Origin of the sequence: Halodesulfovibrio marinisediminis DSM 17456 (genome assembly GCF_900129975.1) — a bacterium.
In the GTDB taxonomy this organism is placed as follows: domain Bacteria; phylum Desulfobacterota; class Desulfovibrionia; order Desulfovibrionales; family Desulfovibrionaceae; genus Halodesulfovibrio; species Halodesulfovibrio marinisediminis.
Map to the genome: position 1 here is coordinate 609,542 of NZ_FSRG01000003.1, position 20,593 is coordinate 630,134.

At 45.1% G+C, this 20,593-nt stretch carries 17 protein-coding genes; 12 read left to right on the forward strand and 5 right to left on the reverse strand.

The annotated features are described in order from the left end of the window. Nucleotides 1-158: 158 nt before the first annotated feature. Nucleotides 159-1,493 (forward strand): UDP-glucose dehydrogenase family protein, encoded by a 1,335-nt coding sequence (locus BUR09_RS02965; RefSeq protein WP_074215448.1) that lies wholly within the window; start codon nucleotides 159-161, stop codon nucleotides 1,491-1,493. Between the two features lie 177 nt (nucleotides 1,494-1,670). Here the strand turns inward: BUR09_RS02965 and BUR09_RS02970 are convergent, their stop codons facing one another. Then, nucleotides 1,671-1,898: a hypothetical protein gene (locus tag BUR09_RS02970; protein WP_074215449.1), complete on the reverse strand. Its 228-nt coding sequence runs from the start codon at nucleotides 1,896-1,898 to the stop codon at nucleotides 1,671-1,673. Between the two features lie 202 nt (nucleotides 1,899-2,100). Between BUR09_RS02970 and BUR09_RS02975 the strand changes: the two genes are divergently transcribed. The 11 genes from BUR09_RS02975 (at nucleotide 2,101) to BUR09_RS03025 (ending at nucleotide 16,681) form a co-directional block, all read left to right on the forward strand. Next, the gene (locus BUR09_RS02975) at nucleotides 2,101-2,577 is read left to right on the forward strand and encodes a chemotaxis protein CheW (RefSeq protein WP_074215450.1); all 477 of its coding nucleotides are present in this window, start codon (nucleotides 2,101-2,103) and stop codon (nucleotides 2,575-2,577) included. Between the two features lie 121 nt (nucleotides 2,578-2,698). After that, complete coding sequence (gene mfd / locus BUR09_RS02980) at nucleotides 2,699-6,160, forward strand: transcription-repair coupling factor (RefSeq protein ID WP_074215451.1); 3,462 nt, start codon at nucleotides 2,699-2,701, stop codon at nucleotides 6,158-6,160. A 10-nt stretch (nucleotides 6,161-6,170) separates the two neighbouring features. After that, nucleotides 6,171-7,199: a peptidylprolyl isomerase gene (locus BUR09_RS02985; protein WP_074215452.1), complete on the forward strand. Its 1,029-nt coding sequence runs from the start codon at nucleotides 6,171-6,173 to the stop codon at nucleotides 7,197-7,199. A 148-nt stretch (nucleotides 7,200-7,347) separates the two neighbouring features. Beyond that, on the forward strand, nucleotides 7,348-8,310 hold the full coding sequence (locus BUR09_RS02990; RefSeq protein ID WP_074215453.1) for a peptidyl-prolyl cis-trans isomerase: 963 nt from the start codon (nucleotides 7,348-7,350) through the stop codon (nucleotides 8,308-8,310). A gap of 12 nt (nucleotides 8,311-8,322) precedes the next feature. Beyond that, complete coding sequence (locus BUR09_RS02995; protein ID WP_074215454.1) at nucleotides 8,323-9,276, forward strand: helix-turn-helix domain-containing protein; 954 nt, start codon at nucleotides 8,323-8,325, stop codon at nucleotides 9,274-9,276. Nucleotides 9,277-9,281: 5 nt separating this feature from the next. After that, a complete protein-coding gene (gene recO, locus BUR09_RS03000) occupies nucleotides 9,282-10,019 on the forward strand; it encodes a DNA repair protein RecO (protein ID WP_074215455.1) in 738 nt (245 codons plus the stop codon). A gap of 68 nt (nucleotides 10,020-10,087) precedes the next feature. Then, entirely contained in the window at nucleotides 10,088-10,969 is an 882-nt protein-coding gene (glyQ, locus tag BUR09_RS03005) for a glycine--tRNA ligase subunit alpha (protein ID WP_074215456.1), read from the forward strand. 18 nt (nucleotides 10,970-10,987) lie between these two features. Then, nucleotides 10,988-13,078, forward strand: coding sequence for a glycine--tRNA ligase subunit beta (glyS, locus tag BUR09_RS03010; protein ID WP_074215457.1), 2,091 nt, complete (start codon nucleotides 10,988-10,990; stop codon nucleotides 13,076-13,078). 146 nt (nucleotides 13,079-13,224) lie between these two features. Further along, complete coding sequence (rpsT, locus tag BUR09_RS03015; protein ID WP_074215458.1) at nucleotides 13,225-13,491, forward strand: 30S ribosomal protein S20; 267 nt, start codon at nucleotides 13,225-13,227, stop codon at nucleotides 13,489-13,491. Nucleotides 13,492-13,827: 336 nt separating this feature from the next. After that, complete coding sequence (gene trkA / locus BUR09_RS03020) at nucleotides 13,828-15,225, forward strand: Trk system potassium transporter TrkA (RefSeq protein WP_074215459.1); 1,398 nt, start codon at nucleotides 13,828-13,830, stop codon at nucleotides 15,223-15,225. 7 nt (nucleotides 15,226-15,232) lie between these two features. Beyond that, entirely contained in the window at nucleotides 15,233-16,681 is a 1,449-nt protein-coding gene (locus BUR09_RS03025; protein ID WP_074215460.1) for a TrkH family potassium uptake protein, read from the forward strand. Between the two features lie 418 nt (nucleotides 16,682-17,099). Here BUR09_RS03025 and BUR09_RS03030 read toward each other — a convergent pair whose 3' ends face one another. From BUR09_RS03030 to hemA, 4 genes are all read right to left on the reverse strand, one after another. Continuing rightward, nucleotides 17,100-17,774 (reverse strand): adenylate kinase, encoded by a 675-nt coding sequence (locus tag BUR09_RS03030; RefSeq protein WP_074215461.1) that lies wholly within the window; start codon nucleotides 17,772-17,774, stop codon nucleotides 17,100-17,102. 83 nt (nucleotides 17,775-17,857) lie between these two features. Beyond that, nucleotides 17,858-18,877 carry a tRNA lysidine(34) synthetase TilS gene (gene tilS, locus BUR09_RS03035; protein ID WP_074215462.1) on the reverse strand — a complete coding sequence of 340 codons (1,020 nt, stop codon included), beginning with the start codon at nucleotides 18,875-18,877 and terminating at the stop codon, nucleotides 17,858-17,860. Between the two features lie 24 nt (nucleotides 18,878-18,901). Next, entirely contained in the window at nucleotides 18,902-19,237 is a 336-nt protein-coding gene (locus BUR09_RS03040; protein ID WP_074215463.1) for a hypothetical protein, read from the reverse strand. Between the two features lie 47 nt (nucleotides 19,238-19,284). Then, nucleotides 19,285-20,592: a glutamyl-tRNA reductase gene (hemA, locus tag BUR09_RS03045; RefSeq protein WP_074215464.1), complete on the reverse strand. Its 1,308-nt coding sequence runs from the start codon at nucleotides 20,590-20,592 to the stop codon at nucleotides 19,285-19,287. Between the last annotated feature and the right edge of the window lies 1 nt (nucleotide 20,593).

The window sequence follows — 20,593 nt, forward strand, 5'->3', positions numbered from 1 at the left end:
AATGGTGTGATATTAGCGTCTTGAGAGTCGTGTATAAGTCCTTTCTGCACATAATTGACTGTTGAGATACAACTCAGTAAAGAGTGTGTCCATATTTACATGAAATCTGAAGTTACATGAAATCTGACATCTCAGCAGGGATGAACAGGAGTTCGTTTATGAACGTTTGTATTGTTGGCACAGGTTATGTTGGTTTGGTAAGCGCAGCATGTTTTGCAGAAATGGGTAATGCCATCACATGTGTTGATGTTAACCCTGATGTTGTAGAAATGCTTTCAAATGGTCATGTCCATATTTGGGAACCAGGTTTGGAAGAGCTTGTACAGCGCAACTATGCAGAAAAACGCCTCACCTTCACAACCAGCCTGCAAGAAGGCATTGAAAAATGCGATGTGGTGTTTGTTACCGTTGGTACCCCTTCAAGTGAAGATGGCTCATGCGACCTTTGTTACGTTGAGCAGGTTGCCCGTGAGATTGGTTCGGTAATGACCACACCAAAAATTATTGTAGATAAATCCACGGTACCTGTAGGCACCGCAGATTTTGTTTCTTCTCTTGTTCAAGAAGAACTTGATAAACGTGGCGAGTCCATTGACTTTACAGTTGTTTCTAACCCTGAATTCTTGAAAGAGGGTGATGCGGTTAATGACTTTATGAAACCGGATCGCGTTATTGTTGGTACTGATGATGAAAATGCTGCGGCAACTCTTGGTGAGTTGTACGCACCTTTTGCCCGCAGTCGTGAAAAGTTGATTGTGATGGGTGTTCGCAGTGCTGAAATGACAAAGTATGCAGCTAACTGCATGCTTGCGACCAAAATTTCTTTCATCAACGAAGTAGCTAATATTTGTGAGCGTGTTGGCGCAGATGTCCGTGACGTACGCACCGGCATCGGTTCTGATCACCGCATCGGGTATGAATTTATTTATCCTGGTGTTGGCTACGGCGGGTCTTGTTTTCCTAAAGACGTTAAAGCGCTTATCCATACAGCACATCAGTATGAGTACAAACCTGAGTTGCTTGAAGCTGTAGATAATGTGAACAAGCGTCAGAAGAAACGTATGGCAGAGCGACTTGTTGAGTACTTTGAACCACAGGGTGGTGTAGAAGGAAAGACTTTGGCTCTGTGGGGTATCGCGTTCAAGGCGAATACAGACGACACCCGTGAAGCAGCTTCTTTAACTATTATTGAAGAGCTTACCGCAAAGGGCATGCGCATTCGTGCATTTGATCCTGTTGCAGGTGAAAAAGTTAAAGATCGTTTTGCAGACAATGACTTGGTAGAAATAGTCGATGAGCAGTACGCCGCACTTGAAGGTGCGCAGGCGCTGATGGTTGTTACTGAGTGGCACCAGTTCCGTACACCTGATTTTGATCGCGTAAAAGAACAGCTTACCGCCCCTATTTTGTTTGATGGACGTAACCTTTACAATGCCAAGACAATGGCAGAGAAGGGCTTTGCCTACTTCTGTGTAGGTCGTAAGGCGGACTAATTAGCATTTAAAAGATCGGGGTAGAACTGCAGATAATGTACTTTCTATCCTGATCTTTTTTGTTTTTAAGGCTGATGTATAGCGGGTTATTTGTGGTCTCGTGATTGTAAAGTCTTAAGAAAAGAAAAACCCTGCCGATGAGGTTTCAACGGCAGGGTTTTTCTTTAGGAAAAATCTTTATAGTTGAGCAGTAGCGGCACAGCGCCTGCAAGATCTCAGCTGAAGTTCCTGTAGAATCAATTTTTCGTATTGCATGGAATCTTGATTCTGCACAGGGGCGCCTTCCTTCAGAAAGCGTTCAAGAAATTGTGTTTCTTCCCAGAAATCGAGAAGCTCCTCGTCGCCAAGGGATTTAATCTGCATGGCAAGCGGCGTTTCTTCAGGGAATGGTAAGATGTTCGCCATCAATTTGGTACTCCTCGTGGATAGCGTTGAACTCAATTGCTTTTGAGCGAGGTTATACTATCTAACACTTTCTGTTTTTACAACCGCTTTTATGAATGGTGGTATCGTCCTGTAGTTGCTTTGGATTGTGAGAACAGGTATATGTCGATTCACTAAATTTTTCCCGTACTACGCTGCTCGGGAAAACAAGGAGTTGTTCTGTATGAATGAGCCTCAAAAGAAGCAGGATGACGAGCTGATGCAACTAGTCACCTTTAGTATAGGTGAAGAGGAATTTGGTGTTGATATCCTTAAAGTACAGGAGATTATCCGTACTATGGAAATCACTAAAGTGCCAAAAGCTCCGGATTTTGTTGAGGGGGTAATTAACCTTCGGGGAAAAGTGATTCCAATCATTGACCTCAGAAGGCGTTTCGGGCTTAGCTCCAAAGAGCATGACAAACACACCCGAATCATCGTAATCGAAATCAACAACATGATTGTCGGGTTTGTCGTCGATTCCGTGTCAGAAGTTCTGCGTATTCCAGCAGGCACGGTTGAACCGCCTCCGGCTGTTGTTGCAGGTATGGAATCCGAGTATATCAGTGGCGTTGGTAAGCTTCAGGATCGTTTGCTTATTTTGCTTGATCTTGACCGTCTTCTTTCCAACGAAGATCTTGACGTGCTTGGTCAAATGTAGTTTTTTCCTGAGGTTGTTGCGGCAACGTATTCAACCTCTTTTGAAAAGCATAAGCCGCCTGCCTTCCATAAGGTCTGGCGGCTTTTTCAGTTTATATTTTAAGAAGCGGGAGCAGTGACGAGTGCTGTTTTCTGAAGTCGTCAGAAAAATACAGAATGAAAAAGACGCTGTTGTTCACATAGCGCGAAGCGGACCGGCTAGTCAGGCACGGCTTGCGCGTTCACTACGTGACAGAGGCGAAAATGTGGTAGTGGTCGCACGTGATGCTAAAGAATTCGCTGAATTAAATGGACTATTGCGGCTGTTTACTCCAACTTGCTCCCGAGGGCCTGCGCCATTGGCAACACCGCAATGGGATGATGAATGGATTACTATTCCGCAACATCCTGCAGGCACATATGGAAAATCTCGCTGGGCAGTAAGAATGGCAAGTCTATACGGACTTGGTTTGAAGCGTTCTGCTCAGGGGGTTCTACTTTCTATCGATAACTTCTTGCCCGCACTGCCTCCTGTAGATATTTTTACGCATAATGAGCTGCTTCTGACTATCGGGGATGAAACAGGTCCTGATCTGATTATCGAGCAAGCTATTGAGTGGGGCTATACCCGTGTGCCTTTAGTGACGCAGCCGGGTGAAATAGCGTTGCGCGGCGATATATTAGATATTTTTTGTCCGGGGTTCACGCTTCCAATCCGAATGGAATTTTTTGGTGATATTCTGGAAGAAATCCGTCTTTTTGAACCTACCTCCCAACGTTCCCGCGGTAATATTCAGCAACTCGTGCTGCTTCCGGCTGCTCCGGTTGTCTTAAACGATTCCAATGTCGCGCAGGCTTCTGTTTGGTGGAAACAATTGGAGGCTGAAGGTGTATTGGCAAGTGGTCAGGCGTCAGCTTTACAGCATGCAGCTCACCATGGTGATTACACTTTCCTTCCTGGTTGTTTTTATAAAAATTCCAGTTTCCTTGAAAGCTGGCTTCCTAACGATGCTGTATTTATTCTGCCTTCAGAAGGCGGAATGAGTGAGGCTTTGGAAGAGTCAGAGCGTTCATGGGTGTCCTTTTTGGATGCTCAGGCTGAAGAGCATGGTGTGCGCCAGCCAGTAAGTTGCGTGCTTCGTTCTGCCGACATTGCCGGATCGGTGTGGCAACAATACAGACGAGCCCATTTTGAAGAGTTGAAAATGGGTGTGGAAGTACAAGGCTCTTCATTGCAGGAACGAAGCTATGGTGCGTTTCAGGATATTTTCCAGAAGCCTGAAGATGCAGAGCGACCATGGCATACCTTGGTAGCCCGTTTGCGGGAGTGGATGAAAGAAAAGCGTCAGGTTGTGTTGAGTTTTGCCACAGACCGTAGTCGTACAAAGTTTCTGACTCTTGCTGAACAAGACGGTTTGGTGCCGCACATGTGCTATGCCCCGAGAGAACGTGGGCTGTTTGCACTGGTGTCTGCGTTTCGGCGTGGTATCGAGCTTGAGTGGGATAATATCCTTTTGCTCGGGGAAGATGTATTACAGCCGAAAGTGGAGCGCCAGGCGCGTGCCCGGTCCGGTGCTTTTTCTGGTTTGAAAGACTATGACGACCTTAAAGTCGGTGCGCATCTTGTTCATAGAGATTACGGAATTGCTACATTTGGCGGTCTTCATCGTCTCGATTTAGGTGATGTTTCAAACGACTTTTTGCTGCTCCAGTATGCTGGAGACGATAAGCTGTATCTTCCTGTAGACCGTTTGTCTCTTATTCAGTTGTTTAAGGGGCCGGATGGTTCAACTCCTCCGTTAGATAAACTTGGTGGCTCTGCATGGCAGGCAAGCAAGTCTAAGGCTCGAAAAGCCATTGAAAAAGTGGCTCATGACATTATGGAAATGTATGCATGGCGCAGGCTTGCTAAAGGTTTCTCTTATGGTCCTGTGAATGAGCTGTACAGGGAGTTCGAAGCGTCCTTTGGTTTTGAAGAGACGCCGGATCAGGCTCGTGCGATTCAGGATGTGCTGGATGATATGCAGAAAGCTGAACCGATGGACAGACTTGTTTGTGGTGATGTCGGCTTTGGTAAAACAGAGGTGGCTATCCGTGCTGCGTTCCGTGCTGCATGTGAAGGCAAGCAGGTTGCGTTGCTTTGTCCAACAACAGTTCTTGCAGAGCAGCACTATCAGACATTTAAAAGTCGCCTTTCACGATTCCCTGTTCATATTGGTTTGCTGAGCCGCTTTGTGACAAGAGCCCGCCAGAAAGAGGTGCTTTCTGCTGCTGCACGCGGACAGATAGATATTTTAATCGGGACACATCGCTTGTTGTCTGATGATGTCGACCTACCTAACTTGAGCCTTCTTATTCTGGACGAAGAGCAGCGTTTTGGTGTTCGTCATAAAGAAAAGCTGAAGAAACTGAAACGTAATGTGGATGTGCTAACGTTGACAGCGACCCCTATTCCGAGGACGCTTCAGTTATCTATGTCCGGTGTACGTGAACTTTCTGTTATTGAAACTGCCCCTGTTGGACGTAAGCCTGTGCGGACAGCGCTGATTGAGCGTGAAGCACTGGAGCTGAAAGGGGTACTTGAGCGTGAACTTGCCCGTGACGGTCAGGTATTCTGGGTGTATAACCGCGTTGAAGGATTGGAGCGTGTTGCAGAATACGTGCGTGAGCTTGTTCCTGATGCCCGTATTGGTATGGCACATGGTCGTATGTCGGAGAAGAACCTTGAGGAAACCATGCATAAGTTTTGGCATGGTGAACTGGATGTTCTTGTTTGTACTTCAATAGTGGAATCCGGTCTTGATTTTCCAAGGGCGAATACACTTATCGTTGATCAGGCGCAAATGTTCGGGCTTGGACAGCTCTACCAGTTGCGTGGTCGCGTAGGGCGCTCTGATAGACAGGCACATGCCGTCTTTGTAGTGAATAATTTGGATAAGCTACCTGCTCCGGCACGTAAGCGACTGCGTATTATTCTGGAACTGGATTATCTTGGTGCTGGCTTCAGAGTTGCCATGGAAGATTTACGTCTGCGTGGTGCCGGTAATATCTTAGGTGAAGCTCAATCCGGTCAGATGGCTCGCGTTGGTTTGGATATGTATCTGGAAATGCTTGAAGCAGAAGTAAAACGCCTGAAAGGTGAAAAAGAGAGTGTTGTGGTTGAGACTGAGATTAACCTTGGTATTAACGCACATATTCCAGAGTCATATATTCCGGACGGTAAAGAGCGCCTGAAGTTCTATAAAGCTCTTTCTTCTGCTACGGACGCTGTCCATATGCAGGATGTTGAGCTCGAAATCCGTGACCGTTTCGGGGCATTACCACCAGAACTCGTGAGCTTCCTTGGCGTGCTTGAGTTCAAACGTTTCCTGATGGCAATTCAGGTTGAGAGGGCAGATATTTTACGGGATAAAGTTCGCCTTACCTGGGCAGAGAATGCAGATGCCATATCTCCTCTGCGACTTGTTGAGTGGGTAAACGACAACATAGATAGAGCTAAATTAACTCCTCCTGCAACGTTGGAACTACGCTTGAAAGGAGAAGATGATTTGCGTACATGTCTTGCTAAATTGAAAATAGAACTTGAACCTCTTGTAACTGTATAAAAGGTAACGAATGCGCCGAATCATAGTATTGCTGCTTCTCTTACTTGTAGTTGTTGGCTGCACGCAGCATCCGGAAGAGAAGGGGGTTGTGGCACGGGTCAACGGTGAACCTATTTACTTGAAAGAGTTGGAAGCTCGTTATGACCTGAACAACCTTGGTTGGGTTTCTGGAGTTGTTCCTTCTGTTGAGGCGTTAAGCGCAGAGTATGGAAACGTTCTTTCAGAGCTTGTTGTTTATAAACTTGTTGCTGCTGCTCTTGAAAAAGAAGGGTTGAGCGTTTCTGCAGAGGACGTCCAGAAAGAAGAAGCTGCTATCAGGGCTGATTACCCTGATGATCTTTTTGAGCGAACATTAACGGAAGAGTATATTGATATTTCAGTATGGCGATTGTTTTTGAAGCGTCATCTGGAAATGAAGATGTTTTTTAATGACGTACTGCGTTCGACTGTTTCCCTTACATATCAAGAAGCGGAACGATACTATAAAGACAATTTGTCTGAATTTTATATTCCTGAACGAGTGCATGTATTGCTCGTAAGAGGAAATGACATAACTGGCGTACAGCGTGCCTCTCTTTTACTGGAACAAGCAGAAGATTGGAAAACTGTCGTTGGTACCTTGTCTTCAGATATTACTGTTCGTGAGCTGAAGCTAAGAAAAGATCGTTTCCCGATTCAGTGGTCTGCTACATTGCAGCAACTTTCTCCTAAAAGCAGCAGTAATATTTCAACGACTGCATATGGGTTTGAGCAGCTTGTTTTGCTTGCAGTGGTTCCGGAAAAATTACTTGGTCCATCTCAGGCATACTCTGTTATTGAACGAGTGTTGATTGATCAAAAAATGAACGAGGCATTTGTAAAGTGGTTGGAAAAAGAAGTTGCATCTTCCAAAATAGAAGTTACACCACTTCTTTCAGAAAAAATGAGTGGGAAAGTTAGTCAAATTGTTATGTCTGGCTCCCCTAAGAAGCTGGAAGAGGCAGAAGAAGAGCCTTACAGAGAGCCGGAGTCTGAGGTTGGAAAAAAATCTGACCCGTAAATTAAAAATGAAATAAGAAAGTTATATTAGATAGTTTTTAAATAAATTAGTGGGTCTGATTTTTCTCATTATTGCATAATTGCGTAAAAGATAATACAGACCCAAGAAGTAAGAACTCGCGCATCACGAGGGGAGCTGTGTTGCGCGGATGTTTATCACCTATATTAGGGAGAAAAGTATGGCCTTCAGGTTTTTAATTGCGCTGGCAGCTGTTGTTATGTTTGCTGCACCTGTTCGTGCTGAGCTGTTAGTTAATAAAATTGCCGCAGTTGTGAACGGTGAGATTGTAACTTTATATGATTTGAAACAGCTGGCAATTCCGGAATTGAAAAAGGCCGGGGTGCTTGACCCAAAATACGCTGAAAGTCCCAAAGTAAAATCTATTCTGAATACTGTCCTTGAGAAGGTAGTGGCAGAAAAACTTTTTTTACAGGATGCAGAGCGTCGCGGTGTTACAGTTGAAGAGTCTGAAATTGAAAACGAGTTGCGCAAGATGGCGCAGCAGCGTGGCATGACTCTTGAGAAGGCTAAAGAACAGATAGTTAATGAAGGTCTTACCGTTGAAGGTGTGAAAGAGCGAGTAAAGGTGTCTATTATTCGACAACGCCTTCTCGGAATGATGGTAGGACGTAAGGTAGTTATTACCAAAGAAGAGATTCAGCGTTTTTATGAAGAACATAAAGCTGAATTTGAAGCAGACGGCAAAGTGGAAGTGAGCTTGCTCATTTTTGATCCAGTTGCTGATGTAACTGAAGTCCGTAATGAACTTTCTGCCGGTAAGATTTCATTTGAAGAAGCTGTTCAAAAGTACTCTGTAGGGCCAGGTAAAGAACAGGGTGGTTACCTTGGTGAGCTTGGTGTGAAAGATGTATCACCAAAGATGCTGGCGGCAGTTCAGGAAATGAAAAATGGTTCTGTGTCTGATGTCGTGTCTCTTGGGTCTTCAAAAGCACTTATTAAATTGCACAGTAGAACCAAAGGTTCATTGCGCTCACTTGATGAAGTAGCGCAGGAAATTGAAGCTAAGCTGAGAGCACCTCGCCTTGAAGCAAGCTTTAAAGAATACGCTGAAAAACTGCGTAATAATGCCGTCGTAGACGTTCGGCTGTAAGTGGAGGTACAGATGTCTGAAATGCTGGAGCTCGGAACCCTGTTGCGTGAGGAACGTGAACGTCAAGGTTTATCTATCGAAGAACTTTCTGAACGCATAAAATTGGCACCGCGCACACTTGCATTTATAGAATCAGGTACTAAGTCAGAACTGCCTCATCCAGTGTATGTGAAAGGCTTTGTTAAAAGTTATGCCATGGTGTTGGGGCTTGATCCGGAAGAGCTTGGTGCAATAGTTGATATTGCATATAAAGATGAGCTTGATGAAGAAGTTGCTGAGCCCGTTATTGCTCGTAGAGAGAAAAAAGGGTGCCCTGTAAAACTCATAGCCATTGTAGTGTTGATTGCCGGCCTTGCTGCGGCGGGCTATTACTATATGCAGTCAGGTACTGCTACACTTGGTAATGAAGAAGCAACTGTAGAAGTCCCTGTGCAGCCATCTCCTGCACAACCACAACCTGTAGAACAGGCTCCTGATCAGCCAGAGGCTGTTGAGTCTGCCCCTGTTGAACCAACCACTCCTCCGGTACAGGAGAAAGAGGTTGCTCCTGAAGCGCAGCCAGAGTCTTCAAAGCCTATTGAGGTTGTTGAAGAACCTGTTGCTGTCAGCGAAAAAACGGCTCCTAAAGCCGTGGCTGTGCCTGTCGTAGCTCCATCAGATGTTGTTGCACAGGAAGCTGAAAAAAAAGTTCAGGAAACTAAACAGGATGAAAAAAAAGTAGAAGTTGCAATGCGCTCCTTGCGTATTGAAGCTACTGCGGATTGTTGGGTTGAAGCTACCGGCGATGATTTTACCCGTAAAGAGTTCCTACTTCGTAATGGACAGGGATACACAGTTACGTTCCCGAAAAATTTGTCTTTACGCTTAGGAAACTCCGGCGGGATTTCACTGACACTTGATGGTGTTCCATATTCTTTTAATGGTGCAGAGGGCAAGGTACGTACAGTACATATTGCCGCTTTATAGTTCTGATGGAATTTACCGAACAAGTTATCATCCTCCGTATTGGAAGGTTTAAAGAAGCGGACCTATGGGTCCGCTTTTTGTCTCCTACACGCGGAATAATGAATGCTTTTGCTTTTGGTGGTTGCCGGAGCAGACGTCGTTTTTGCGGCTGTCTGGATCATTTAAATCGTGTGTTATTTCGTGTAAAAGGCAGCAAGCTCGCAACATACTTTACGCTGGAAGAGGGAGTGTTAATGGACTCTCCCGACAAGTTACGTGTCAGCCACGAACGGTTGGGGCTTTCAGTGAATTGTCAAAAATTTATGGAGGCAATGGGTATATCTTTTGAAGGTGCACCTGCTGCCTATAGCCTTTTTTCTGAAATGCTGGTGTTATTGAATCAAGCAGAGACATTGGATAAGCTTTGGTCAATTTTTTTTCGTGCCCGTTTTGCTTTTGATCAGGGGTATAATCCAGAGCTGCATGTCTGTCAGGTTTGTTCTAAGGGTTTGAAATATCCAGTCTTTCATGTTCAGGAGGGTGTGCTCACATGTGCAGCCTGTGCGAGAACGCAAGGGCCAAGATTCAGATTAAGTAAGGAATCTCTTGACGCTTTGCGATTTGTACAGGAAAATTCTCCGCTTCGTTGGACAGAGCTGAGTCTTTCTGTGAAGGCACGTAAAGAGCTTTCCAGAGCTATTGACGGTTTTATCCAATATCATATAGGTCTTTCCTGGGAAAACGGAATGTTTAGGCGCGTTTAGCGTTACATAAAGTTACCACAACAACTCGGCGTATGCCGTGTAGAGAATATAGTATTCAGGGGAAAAACATGAACTTCCAAGACGTTATCCTCACCCTGCAGGACTTTTGGTCCAAACAGGGCTGTGTATTGCAGCAGCCGTTCGACATCGAGTGTGGTGCCGGTACGTTTAACCCCGCAACCTTTTTGCGTGTTATTGGTCCGGAACCATGGAAGGCAGCTTATGTTGAGCCTTCCCGCCGTCCTACTGATGGTCGATACGGTGAAAACCCGAACCGTCTGCAGCACTACTTCCAGTTTCAGGCTATTTTAAAGCCTTCTCCTGATAATATTCAGGAAATCTATCTCGACAGTTTGCGTGCTCTGGGTATTGATCCTGCAGCACATGATATCCGTTTTGTAGAAGATGACTGGGAATCTCCAACTCTCGGTGCTTGGGGACTTGGCTGGGAAGTTTGGCTGAACGGTATGGAAGTAACTCAGTTTACTTACTTCCAGCAGGTTGGCGGTATTGATTTGCATCCTACCAGCGTAGAAATTACCTATGGTCTTGAGCGTATTTGCATGTACTTGCAGGAAAAAGAGTCAGTGTACGACCTTATGTACAATGACACTGTGACTTACGGTCAGGTATACCATCAGAACGAAGTGGAAATGTCCAAATACAACTTCGAGCACAGCGATCCAAAGATGCTTCTCGAACTTTTCAACATGTTTGAAAAAGAGTGCAAGCAACTTTGCGAAACTGGTCTTCCGCTTCCAGCGTATGATTACTGTTTGAAATGTTCACATACATTCAACATGCTTGATGCTCGTGGTGCGATTTCCATTACGGAACGTACTGGCTACATTGGCCGTGTGCGTGCTCTTGCTTCTGCTGTTGCCCGCTTGTACGCACAGCAGCGTGAAGAGCTTGGTTACCCGTTGATGCCTGCAACAACTAACGATTAGTCCATAGGAAGAATTGAGATGTCCTTATTTATTTTGGAAATCGGTACTGAAGAGCTTCCTGCCCGTTTTCAAAAGGGCTTGGAAAAAGAATTAATTACCCGCATTTCTAGCTTTCTCAAAGAATCCAATGTGGAATTTGATAAGGTAGAATCACATGTAACTCCTCGCCGTGCTGCTGTAATGGTATACGACATTGCAGCTGTGCAGAAAGAAAGCGAAGAGGTTATTCCGGGGCCTCCGGTACGTATCGCATATGATGCTGACGGCAATCCGACCAAGGCTGCCGCTGGCTTTGCAAAAACACAGGGTGTTGACCTTGCGGATGCTTTCCGTCTTGAAACTGATAAAGGTGAATACCTTGCAGTTCGTAAAAAAATGGGCGGTGCAAAAACTGCTGACCTGCTCGCAGCATTCTGTCCTGAATTGATTGCACATCTTCCTTTTGCAAAGAAAATGAAGTGGGGTGATCTGGAATTTACATTTGCACGTCCAATCCGTTGGTTGTTCGCAATGCTCGACGATGCGGTTATACCGTTTGAAGTTGCTGAATTGAAATCCGGCAACGAAACTTACGGTCACCGCGTGCACGCAGCAGGTCCTTTTGCAATTGCAAATGCAGCTGACTACTACGCAACCGTGGAAGAAAAATGCGCAGTTGTTCTTTCTGCTGAAAAACGCCGTGCTACAATTATTGAAGAGGGTAATGCCCTTGCAGAGAAAGCTGGCGGACGTATTATCTGGAAGGAAAGCCTTCTTGATGAAGTTCAAGGGCTTGTTGAACATCCGATCGCTTGTCTTGGCGACTTTGATGCATCTTTCCTTGAGTTGCCACGTCAGGCGCTTCTTACCAGCATGCAGAGTCACCAGAAAAGCTTTGGTGTAGAAGATGCTGATGGCAATCTTCTTCCACACTTCCTCACTGTACTGAACACTACTCCAAACGACATGGAAGTAGTAAAAGTTGGTTGGGAACGTGTTCTGCGTGCTCGCCTTGAAGACGGTCGCTTCTTCTGGAACACCGACCTGAAAGTTGATGTCGACACCTGGCTTGAGAAACTCGACAATGTTATCTTCCTTGCTCCACTTGGTAGCATGGGGAACAAAACTCGTCGTATTTCCAGCCTCTGCGCAGATCTTGCCGATAAGGTTGCTCCAGAAATTAAAGCTGATGCAGAACGTGCAGGCCGTATTTGTAAGGCAGACCTTGTTTCTGAAATGGTTGGCGAATTTGATAGCCTTCAGGGTATCATGGGCGGTATCTACGCAGGTCGCAAAGGTGAATCTGATGTAGTTGCACAGGCAATTGCCGAGCAGTACCTCCCTGCTGGTCCTGATTCTCCGGTTCCTTCCACTATGGGCGGTGCATTGGTTTCCATGGCAGACAAAGCTGACACCCTTGCTGGTTGTTTCGGTTTGGGCATGATTCCAACCGGTGCTGCTGACCCGTATGCACTGCGTCGCTGCTGTCTCGGTATTGCACGTATTATTATTGAAAAGCACCTTCGCGTTTCTGCTGCTGAATTTTTTGCTACAGCACAGAGCCGTTATGAAGGTATTTCATGGAAGCTTGATGAGCAGGAAGCTCTTACCAAGCTGAATGAGTTTTTTGCACAGCGTCTGAAAAACTACTTCACCAGCAAAGGTTATGAAACATTGTTAGTAGAAGCTGTACTTGCTGCAGATTCTGATGACGTATGGGCTGCAGATGCTCGTCTGAAAGCTCTTTCTACATACAGCAAAGGCGAAGGCTTTGATCAGGCTGTTCTTACCTTCAAACGTGCTGCAAACATTATTCGCAAGCAAGGTAGCGAGGCTGGCGTAGAGCTCAGCGGCGCATATGATGCTGCGTTGTTTGAAAATGATGCAGAAAAAGCTTTTGCTAAAGCACTTGAGGACGTAGCTCCTAAGTTTGCGCAGCTTTGGGCAGAAGAAGATTTTGATGCTCTCTTCGCGCTGCTTGCGGAACTTCGTCCTGCGGTGGACGCATTCTTTGATAATGTAATGGTTATGTGCGACGACCAGAAAGTTCGTGCAAACCGCTTGAACTTGCTGAGCGCTCTTGTGCAGCAGCTTGGCCGTTTAGCGGACTTCTCTGCATTGCAGATGTAGAGAGTGTTTTTCCAGCTGGAATACGATGATAAAAAGTTGTAAATTGGTTGACACTGCGCTTTGATGAGCGTAAAGACCTAGTTCCCGTGTTCCAGTAAGGTCTTAAATTTGAATCTTACTACCATATAGTTTTGGAGGAAATTACCTTGGCTAACCATAAATCTGCCATCAAGAGACATCGTCAGTCCCTTAAGCGTGCTGCACGTAACCGTGCAATGAAAACTCGCGTTCGTAACGTTGTTAAAGACGTTCGCGCTGCAGTACTCGAAGAAGATCTGGCGAAAGCTCAGGAAGCTCTCCGCGTAGCTAACGGTATTCTGGATAAAGCAGCCGGTAAAGGCGTGCTCCATTGGAAAACCGCTGGTCGCAAGATCTCCCGTCTGAGCAAGGCTGTTGCTGGCATCAAAGCCTAGTCTGTCCTGCTTGACTTTTCAAAAAAAGCCCGCTCCAAGCGGGCTTTTTTCTTTCTGTACCTTTCAAGTATTTTGCTTGGTTGATGTTGTACCTTGAATCTGGTAACTTTTTTTAATGACCTTGATACCTTCTAGTAAAGAATGCTGATGTAATTGTTACGTCTGTTTCAATGCAGTGTATAGAAGTTGTGGTGTGCATCTTTCTTGTTCTACTGTTGAGAATTCAATTAGCTGTGAGACATATTTAGTGGCAGGTATCTTTCGTGTGGTCACTGATTTGGGGCATATGCCCCTAACTTTTTTTTGTCTCACGTTTTTTTGGGAGTTACTCTCTTTATGCGTTTATTCCATCGGGAACCTAAAGTTGACCAGCTTAAAGTTGTTATCGTCGGAGCTGGCGAAGTTGGTTATCACATTTCGCATAGGCTTGCTCAGGAACATAAGCAGGTCGTTGTGATTGATCAGGATGAAAATGCACTGCGTAGAGTCTCAGAGATTCTTGATGTGCAAACTATTCTTGGTTCTGGTTCCAGTCCAGAAGTGCTCAAAGACGCTGGTGCTGCAAATGCAGATATTTTTCTTGCAGTGACAGACAGTGATGAGGTCAATATTATCGCATGCTTATTTGCGAATATTATTGCTCCAAATGCAAAGAAGCTCGCGCGTATCCGTAATGAAGAATACAGTGGGTACAGCAAAGAGCTTTCAGAAGAACTTCTTAATATTTCAGCTGTCATCAACCCTGAGGTTGAGGTTATCAAGAGCATTGATCGTCTTTTGTCTATGCCTGGCGCTGTTGACTTCAATGAGTTTGCAGCGGGCAAGATTAAATTGATCGGTGTTCGTATGGGGCATGGTCCTTTGCTGGGGCAGGCTCTTATAGACTTCAGAAGTGTTGTTCCTGATACGAACGTAATTATTGCTGCGATTGTACGTGATAATAAACTTATTATTCCGGGTGGTAGCGACACTATTCAACAAGACGATATAGTGTACTTCGTTTGTAAGGATACAAGTATTGAATCCGTGCGTAAGGCTTCTGGACGAAGCCTTGATCCTATTAAAAATGCATTTATTATCGGTGGCGGTAATATTGGATTCCGACTTGCTTCTTTGTTCGATAAAAAAGGCATCCATACCAAAATCGTGGATTCGAATCCTGACCGTTGTAGTGTTCTTGCTGAAAAACTTGATGCGCCGCTCGTTTTGTGTGGCGATGGTACAGATCAGGAGTTTTTACAGGAAGAGAATATTGCTGAAATGGATGTAGTAGTTTCTCTTACATCAGACGAAGAAACTAATATTCTTACCTCGCTGCTTGCTAAAAACCTTGGCGTAAAGAAAACAGTAACTCGCGTGAACAAGCTTGCGTACCAGCCGCTGATTAAAGCTGTTGGTATTGATCACTCTGTTTCACCGCGTTTGTCTGCTGTTAACTCTATCTTGCAGTATGTGCGTCAGGGCAACGTTCTTTCCTCTGTTTCAATCAGTGGTGAAGGTGCGGAAGCTTTGGAAGCCATTGCTGAAAATAATTCTGAGATTGTCGGCAAGCCGATTAAAGACCTGCCGTTTCCTAAAGGAACACTGGTTATCGGTATCATGCGCGACAGGGAAGTTATTATCCCTAGCGGCGATAGCGTTATTCACCCTGATGACCGTATTATTATCCTAACTACGCCTGAAAACGTTGCGCGAGTAGAGCAAGCTTTACTTGTTAAGCTTCAGTCCGTGTAGGTATAGTATGCGAGTTAAATATTGCCTTTACATTATTGGAGCATTGCTTGGGGCTGTTGGCCTCACCATGTTTTTTCCTATTGGCTGGGCGTTGTATTATCAGGATGAGGGTTTAATTCCGTTACTGCTTTCAACAGTGGTTACCCTTTGGAGTGGGGCAGCTTTGTTTATGCTGTTCCGTCCGAAGCAAAAGCTAATGATGAACCATAGGGAGGGCATGGCAATTGTTGCCATCGGCTGGCTTGCTGCTGGTCTTGCAGGAGCGTTGCCGTTCTATTTTGGTAATGTCTTTCCCTCGTGGACAGATTGTGTTTTTGAATCCATCTCGGGTTTTACCACAACTGGTTCAAGTGTAATGACGGACATTGAGTCCGTGGCGAAAAGTTTGCTTATGTGGCGTAGTCTGACGCACTGGCTTGGCGGCATGGGTATTATTGTGCTTTCGCTGGCTATTCTTCCTTTCCTCGGTGTTGGTGGTATGCAGCTGTATAAGGCTGAAGTGCCGGGACCGGTTCCAGATAAGCTTAAACCTCGTATTAAAGATACAGCAGCAGCATTGTGGAAGGTTTATGTTTTCTTCTCCATTTTGCTTTGTATTTTGCTGATGTTCGGTGGCATGAATTTGTTTGATGCCATTTGTCATACCTTTGGTACGATGGCTACTGGTGGTTTTTCTACCAAAAATACATCTGCCGGATACTACAATAGCGCGTATATTGACTGGGTGATTACTATTTTTATGTTCATTGCCGGTGCTAACTTTTCTCTGCATTTCAGAGCATTGGCAGGTGATGTTAAATGTTTTTGGAAAGACTCAGAATTCAGATTTTATACCGCAATTATCGTGCTGTTTACTGCCATAATCACTTATACAGTATACGGCTCAAATTATGATTCTTTCTCAGCTTCCCTGCAGTATGCAGCGTTTCAGGTGGTTTCTATTTGTACTACCACTGGTTTTGCGACTGCTGACTATGAACAATGGGCACCGTTGGCTCAGGCTTTACTGCTGTTTTTGATGTTCCTAGGTGGCTGTGCGGGCTCTACTGGCGGTGGTATGAAATGCATGCGCATTCAGCTGCTATTAAAACAGGGATATCATGAACTGTTCAGGTTAGTGCATCCGAGAGCCGTTAAGCACATCAAGCTTGGGGGGCGTACCGTTCAGTCAAGCGTTATGTCTGGCGTGCTTGGTTTCTTTGTTATTTATCTTGCGCTCTTTGTCCTTTCTGGATTCCTGCTTTCAGCGACTGGTCTGGATGTATTAACGTCCTTTGCTGCCGTTGTTGCTTGTATTGGTAACATTGGGCCTGGCCTTGGCTCTGTTGGTCCTGCAGAAAACTTTGCGCACTTGCCTATATTTGCAAAGTGGGTGTTAACGCTATGTATGTTGTTAGGACGACTTGAGATCTACACCGTCTTTATTCTATTTGTTCCCGAATTTTGGAAAAAATAACATGAAGCCTGAGGAGTTTTTCCTCAGGCTTTTTTTGTGCCTGCAACATGTGTTCAAGTGCGTTACCAGATTACGATCTAGATAGGTTCATGTCTTCTTGTTGGGGTAGAAAAGAAGGGATGAATAGAGTCGACGAGATTATATCCAGCACAAAGTCGCCTATAAGTCTTTGTGACCGGCAAGCGTTATTAGTTTTGCAATGCAGGTTAGGTACAGAGATATGAGAAAGAACGATGTGGTTACGATGAGGAAAATTTTTATGAATGTGGGGGCACTTATGAATGGATGGAAAAGGAAAGTCTTTTTTAGCAGTAGCTAATTACAACGCTTAAGGGAGAATTAATCCGATGCCTTTACGTATAAAAAAGACCTCTTACCTGAATCAGGTAAGAGGTCAAATGCATAGTAGTCCGATATACTAAGAGAGCTTGGAGATAAGGGTTTCTTTGATGGATTCAATAGTACCTTCACCATCAAGCTCAATGTAGTTTGTTTCACCTTTTGCAGCGAGATCTTTGTAGAAGTACGCAGCAGCAAGGGTACCGTCACCGGTGTTGTAGTAGATGTCGTGACGTTTGTTGATTGCATCTTCGTCCTGATCATCAGCACGAGCAGAAAGAGCACCGCCACATACACGACATACGTCGCCGTTTGGCTTAATTGGCTCGATAAAGATGTTGTTAGGGTGGTTGTTGTCATTTTCACAAAGACGACGACCCATGATGCGGTTTTTAGCAACTTCGCGAGGAAGAAGGATTTCTACAACGTAGTCAAGTTTGATGTTCTCTTCTTTAAGAGCATCGTAAAGCTTTTCAGCCTGAACCATGTTGCGTGGGAAACCGTCAAGCAGCCAGCCCTTAGCGCCTTCTACTTTCAGAGTTTCGAGAACCATAGGAATGGTGATTTCGTCAGGTACGAGGTCACCGCGGTCGATGTATTCTTTAGCTTTCTTGCCAAGCTCAGTTCCGCCGCCAATGTGTGCGCGGAAGATAGCACCAGACTCGATGTGAGCCATGCCATCGTACTTTTTCTTAATGAGAGCGCCCTGAGTACCTTTACCACTGCCATTTGGTCCGAAAATGAGAATGTTCACCTCATTCCTCCTTGTCATTTATTTCACAAATGAAATACAGCAGGCTGTTACGTCTGTCAATCGCAGAGAGATAAAATAAATAATCATCGGTAGCTAAAATAAATTGCACCCTTTCGAATAGTGGCAATTTTATTACCGGGAAACTGCACTATCTTCCCGCCAACATTGGCTTGCCACGCTGCATCCAGCGCAAGCAGGTTCTGTTGAAGCGGTTGGCCTTTGCCCATGCTGCTCAGTACTGCTTTATAGACTCGCAGCCTTGTAGCTTGGGACATGGATTCAAGGTCTTCTTTGAGCAATGTCGGTGTGTTAAAGTCAGTATTCTCAAGGTATTGCTTTATCAAAGCTGACCAGTGATCAGTATCAATCTGTGCAAGTTCCCAAAGAGACGTTATTGCATTGAGAAAGGCTGGATTCTCTTTGCATAACAGTGGGATAACTTGTGATCTTACGCGGTTGCGTAGGAAATTTTCATCTTCATTTGACGCATCCTCACACCAGTAAAGGGAACATGCGTTGGCAAATGAAATAAGAGTTTCTTTTGGTGTCGAAAGCAGTGGGCGTAATATTTTACGATTATTGCATTTCCCTTCCATACCACCAAGAGCAGGCCATCCAGTGCCACGAATAAGACGCATGATAACGTCTTCTGCAAGATCGTTCGCGTGGTGCCCTGTTACAATCCAGTCGGCGTTTAATGCCCGCCGTTCTCTTTCTAAAAATTTATACCTTACCATGCGCGCTGCTTCCTCTAGTCCTAATTTGTGGCGGGAAGCGAAGGCTGTGACGTCTTGAGAATCTACTTTTAATTCAATGTGTAATGATTCACAGAGCTGGCGGACATGTGCTTCTTCCGCATCAGCTTCAGGACGAAGTTGGTGGTTAAAGTGTGCAGCATGAATGCGGCAGCCATTCTTTTGGGCAAGGCAGGAAAGTATGATGAGCAGAGTACTGGAATCGACTCCTCCCGAAAGAGCAACAAGCAAAACAGAGCCTTTTAGAGGTGTTTTAAGTTTGCTTGTGATAAAATTCTCAATCCCAAGACAGATGTGTGCTGTCTTGGGATTGAGTTCTTGTAATTTAGTCGGAAGATGTCTGTTCATAATCTGTTTTAACAACAGTAGAGGCTAAACATAAATGTTCAGTTCTGTAAGCATCTCATCCATGTATTTGATCATATGCGCACGTAACTCTTCAGAAGCGTAAGATACGCATTCACAACGTAGTTTGTTTCGTGCGCGTACAAGGAGTTCCATGCGTAACGATGTGCCGTCAACTTCAAGGGCCATACAGTGTGGACCACATTCTTCGGTGTGCTCCTTTTGAACGTCGGAGAGGAGTTCCTGCGGGCAAGGAAGCCAGTAAATGCCATCCATTGCACCGGCAAGTTCCATATCGTTCAGTCGGCCTGTAATAGCTTCAATTTGTTCGCCAGTGAAATCTTCAAGCAGGTAGAGTCGCATGTGAGTATTCCTTTCTATTCAGCTTACAGTATACGTACAGTCAAATGCTAGCGTCGTCTGTGCGGGTGTGCCTTAATGGTCACATTATCTTTATCCAGATTGAACATGCGGCGGGTAATATCAATGTATCGTTCGCCAGCTTCTTCTTCCTCATAGCGTCGTTTGAGGAAAGAAATTGGTTCATGGTTCACTTTTTTGGAGATGGAATTGATCATCTCTCTTAAGTGCATTTCCATTTCTGGGGTTGCAGCTGGAATATGCTTGAGCGTCTTAGCAAGCTCTTCTTCCATAATAGCATCTGTTCTGTCGATAAGATCAACAATGGTCGGCTGCAGTTGAAGTGACTTTAGCCATTTACTGAAGGTTGCGGTTTCACATTCAACAATTCTTCGAGCTTTATTGGCTTCTTCCTGACGTTGGGCAAGGTTTTCTTCAACCACTTCTTTCAGGTCATCGATATCGTACAGGTAGACGTTGTCTAAACCGTTAACGTCTGGATCAATGTCACGTGGTACGGCAATATCGATGAAGAACATGGAGCGGTTCTTACGTTTTTTCAATACCTGACGAATATCTTTAGCGCGGATAACAGCTTCATGAGCACCAGTAGAAGATATGATGATATCTACTTTTTCCAGTTGATCGAAAAGCTGGTCAAACGGAATTGCTTCGCCGTTAAATTGTTCAGCAAGAGCCTGTCCGCGAGAAAGCGTGCGGTTTGCAACATAAACTTTGCTTATGCCGTTGTTCAGCAGGTGCGTTGCCGCAAGTTCTGCCATTTCACCGGCACCGATGAGCATGGCACTGCGTTCACTCATATCGCCGAAAATGCGTTTTGCCAGTTCAACAGCAGCGTATGAAATGGAAACAGCACTGGATGCGACACCGGTTTCAGTGCGCACTCGTTTAGCAACGGAAAATGCTTTATGGAGCAGTCTGTTGAGCACAACACCAGTGGTGTTTTTGTCAACTGCGTCATGGTACGCATCTTTAAGCTGACCAAGAATTTGTGGTTCGCCAATAACAAGTGAGTCAAGGCTGGCAGCAACGGTAAACAAGTGTGTTACCGCATCAAGGCCTTTGTGTTTGTAAACGTAGGGGGCAAGCTCTTCAACCGGCAGGTTGCGTGCCTTTGCCCAGCAGCTCAGTACGTGGTCGATGGCATTATCGCCCTCAGCAACTACAAGCAGTTCTACTCGGTTACAGGTCGAAAGCGTAAGTGCCTCTTTAATACATCCTTCAACAGGCACAACACCTTCTTCAAGATGCTTACAGTCTGTAAGAGCGAATTTTTCGCGGACTTCAACACCGGCGGTCTTATGGTTAAGACCTATAAGATAAATATCGCGATCCATA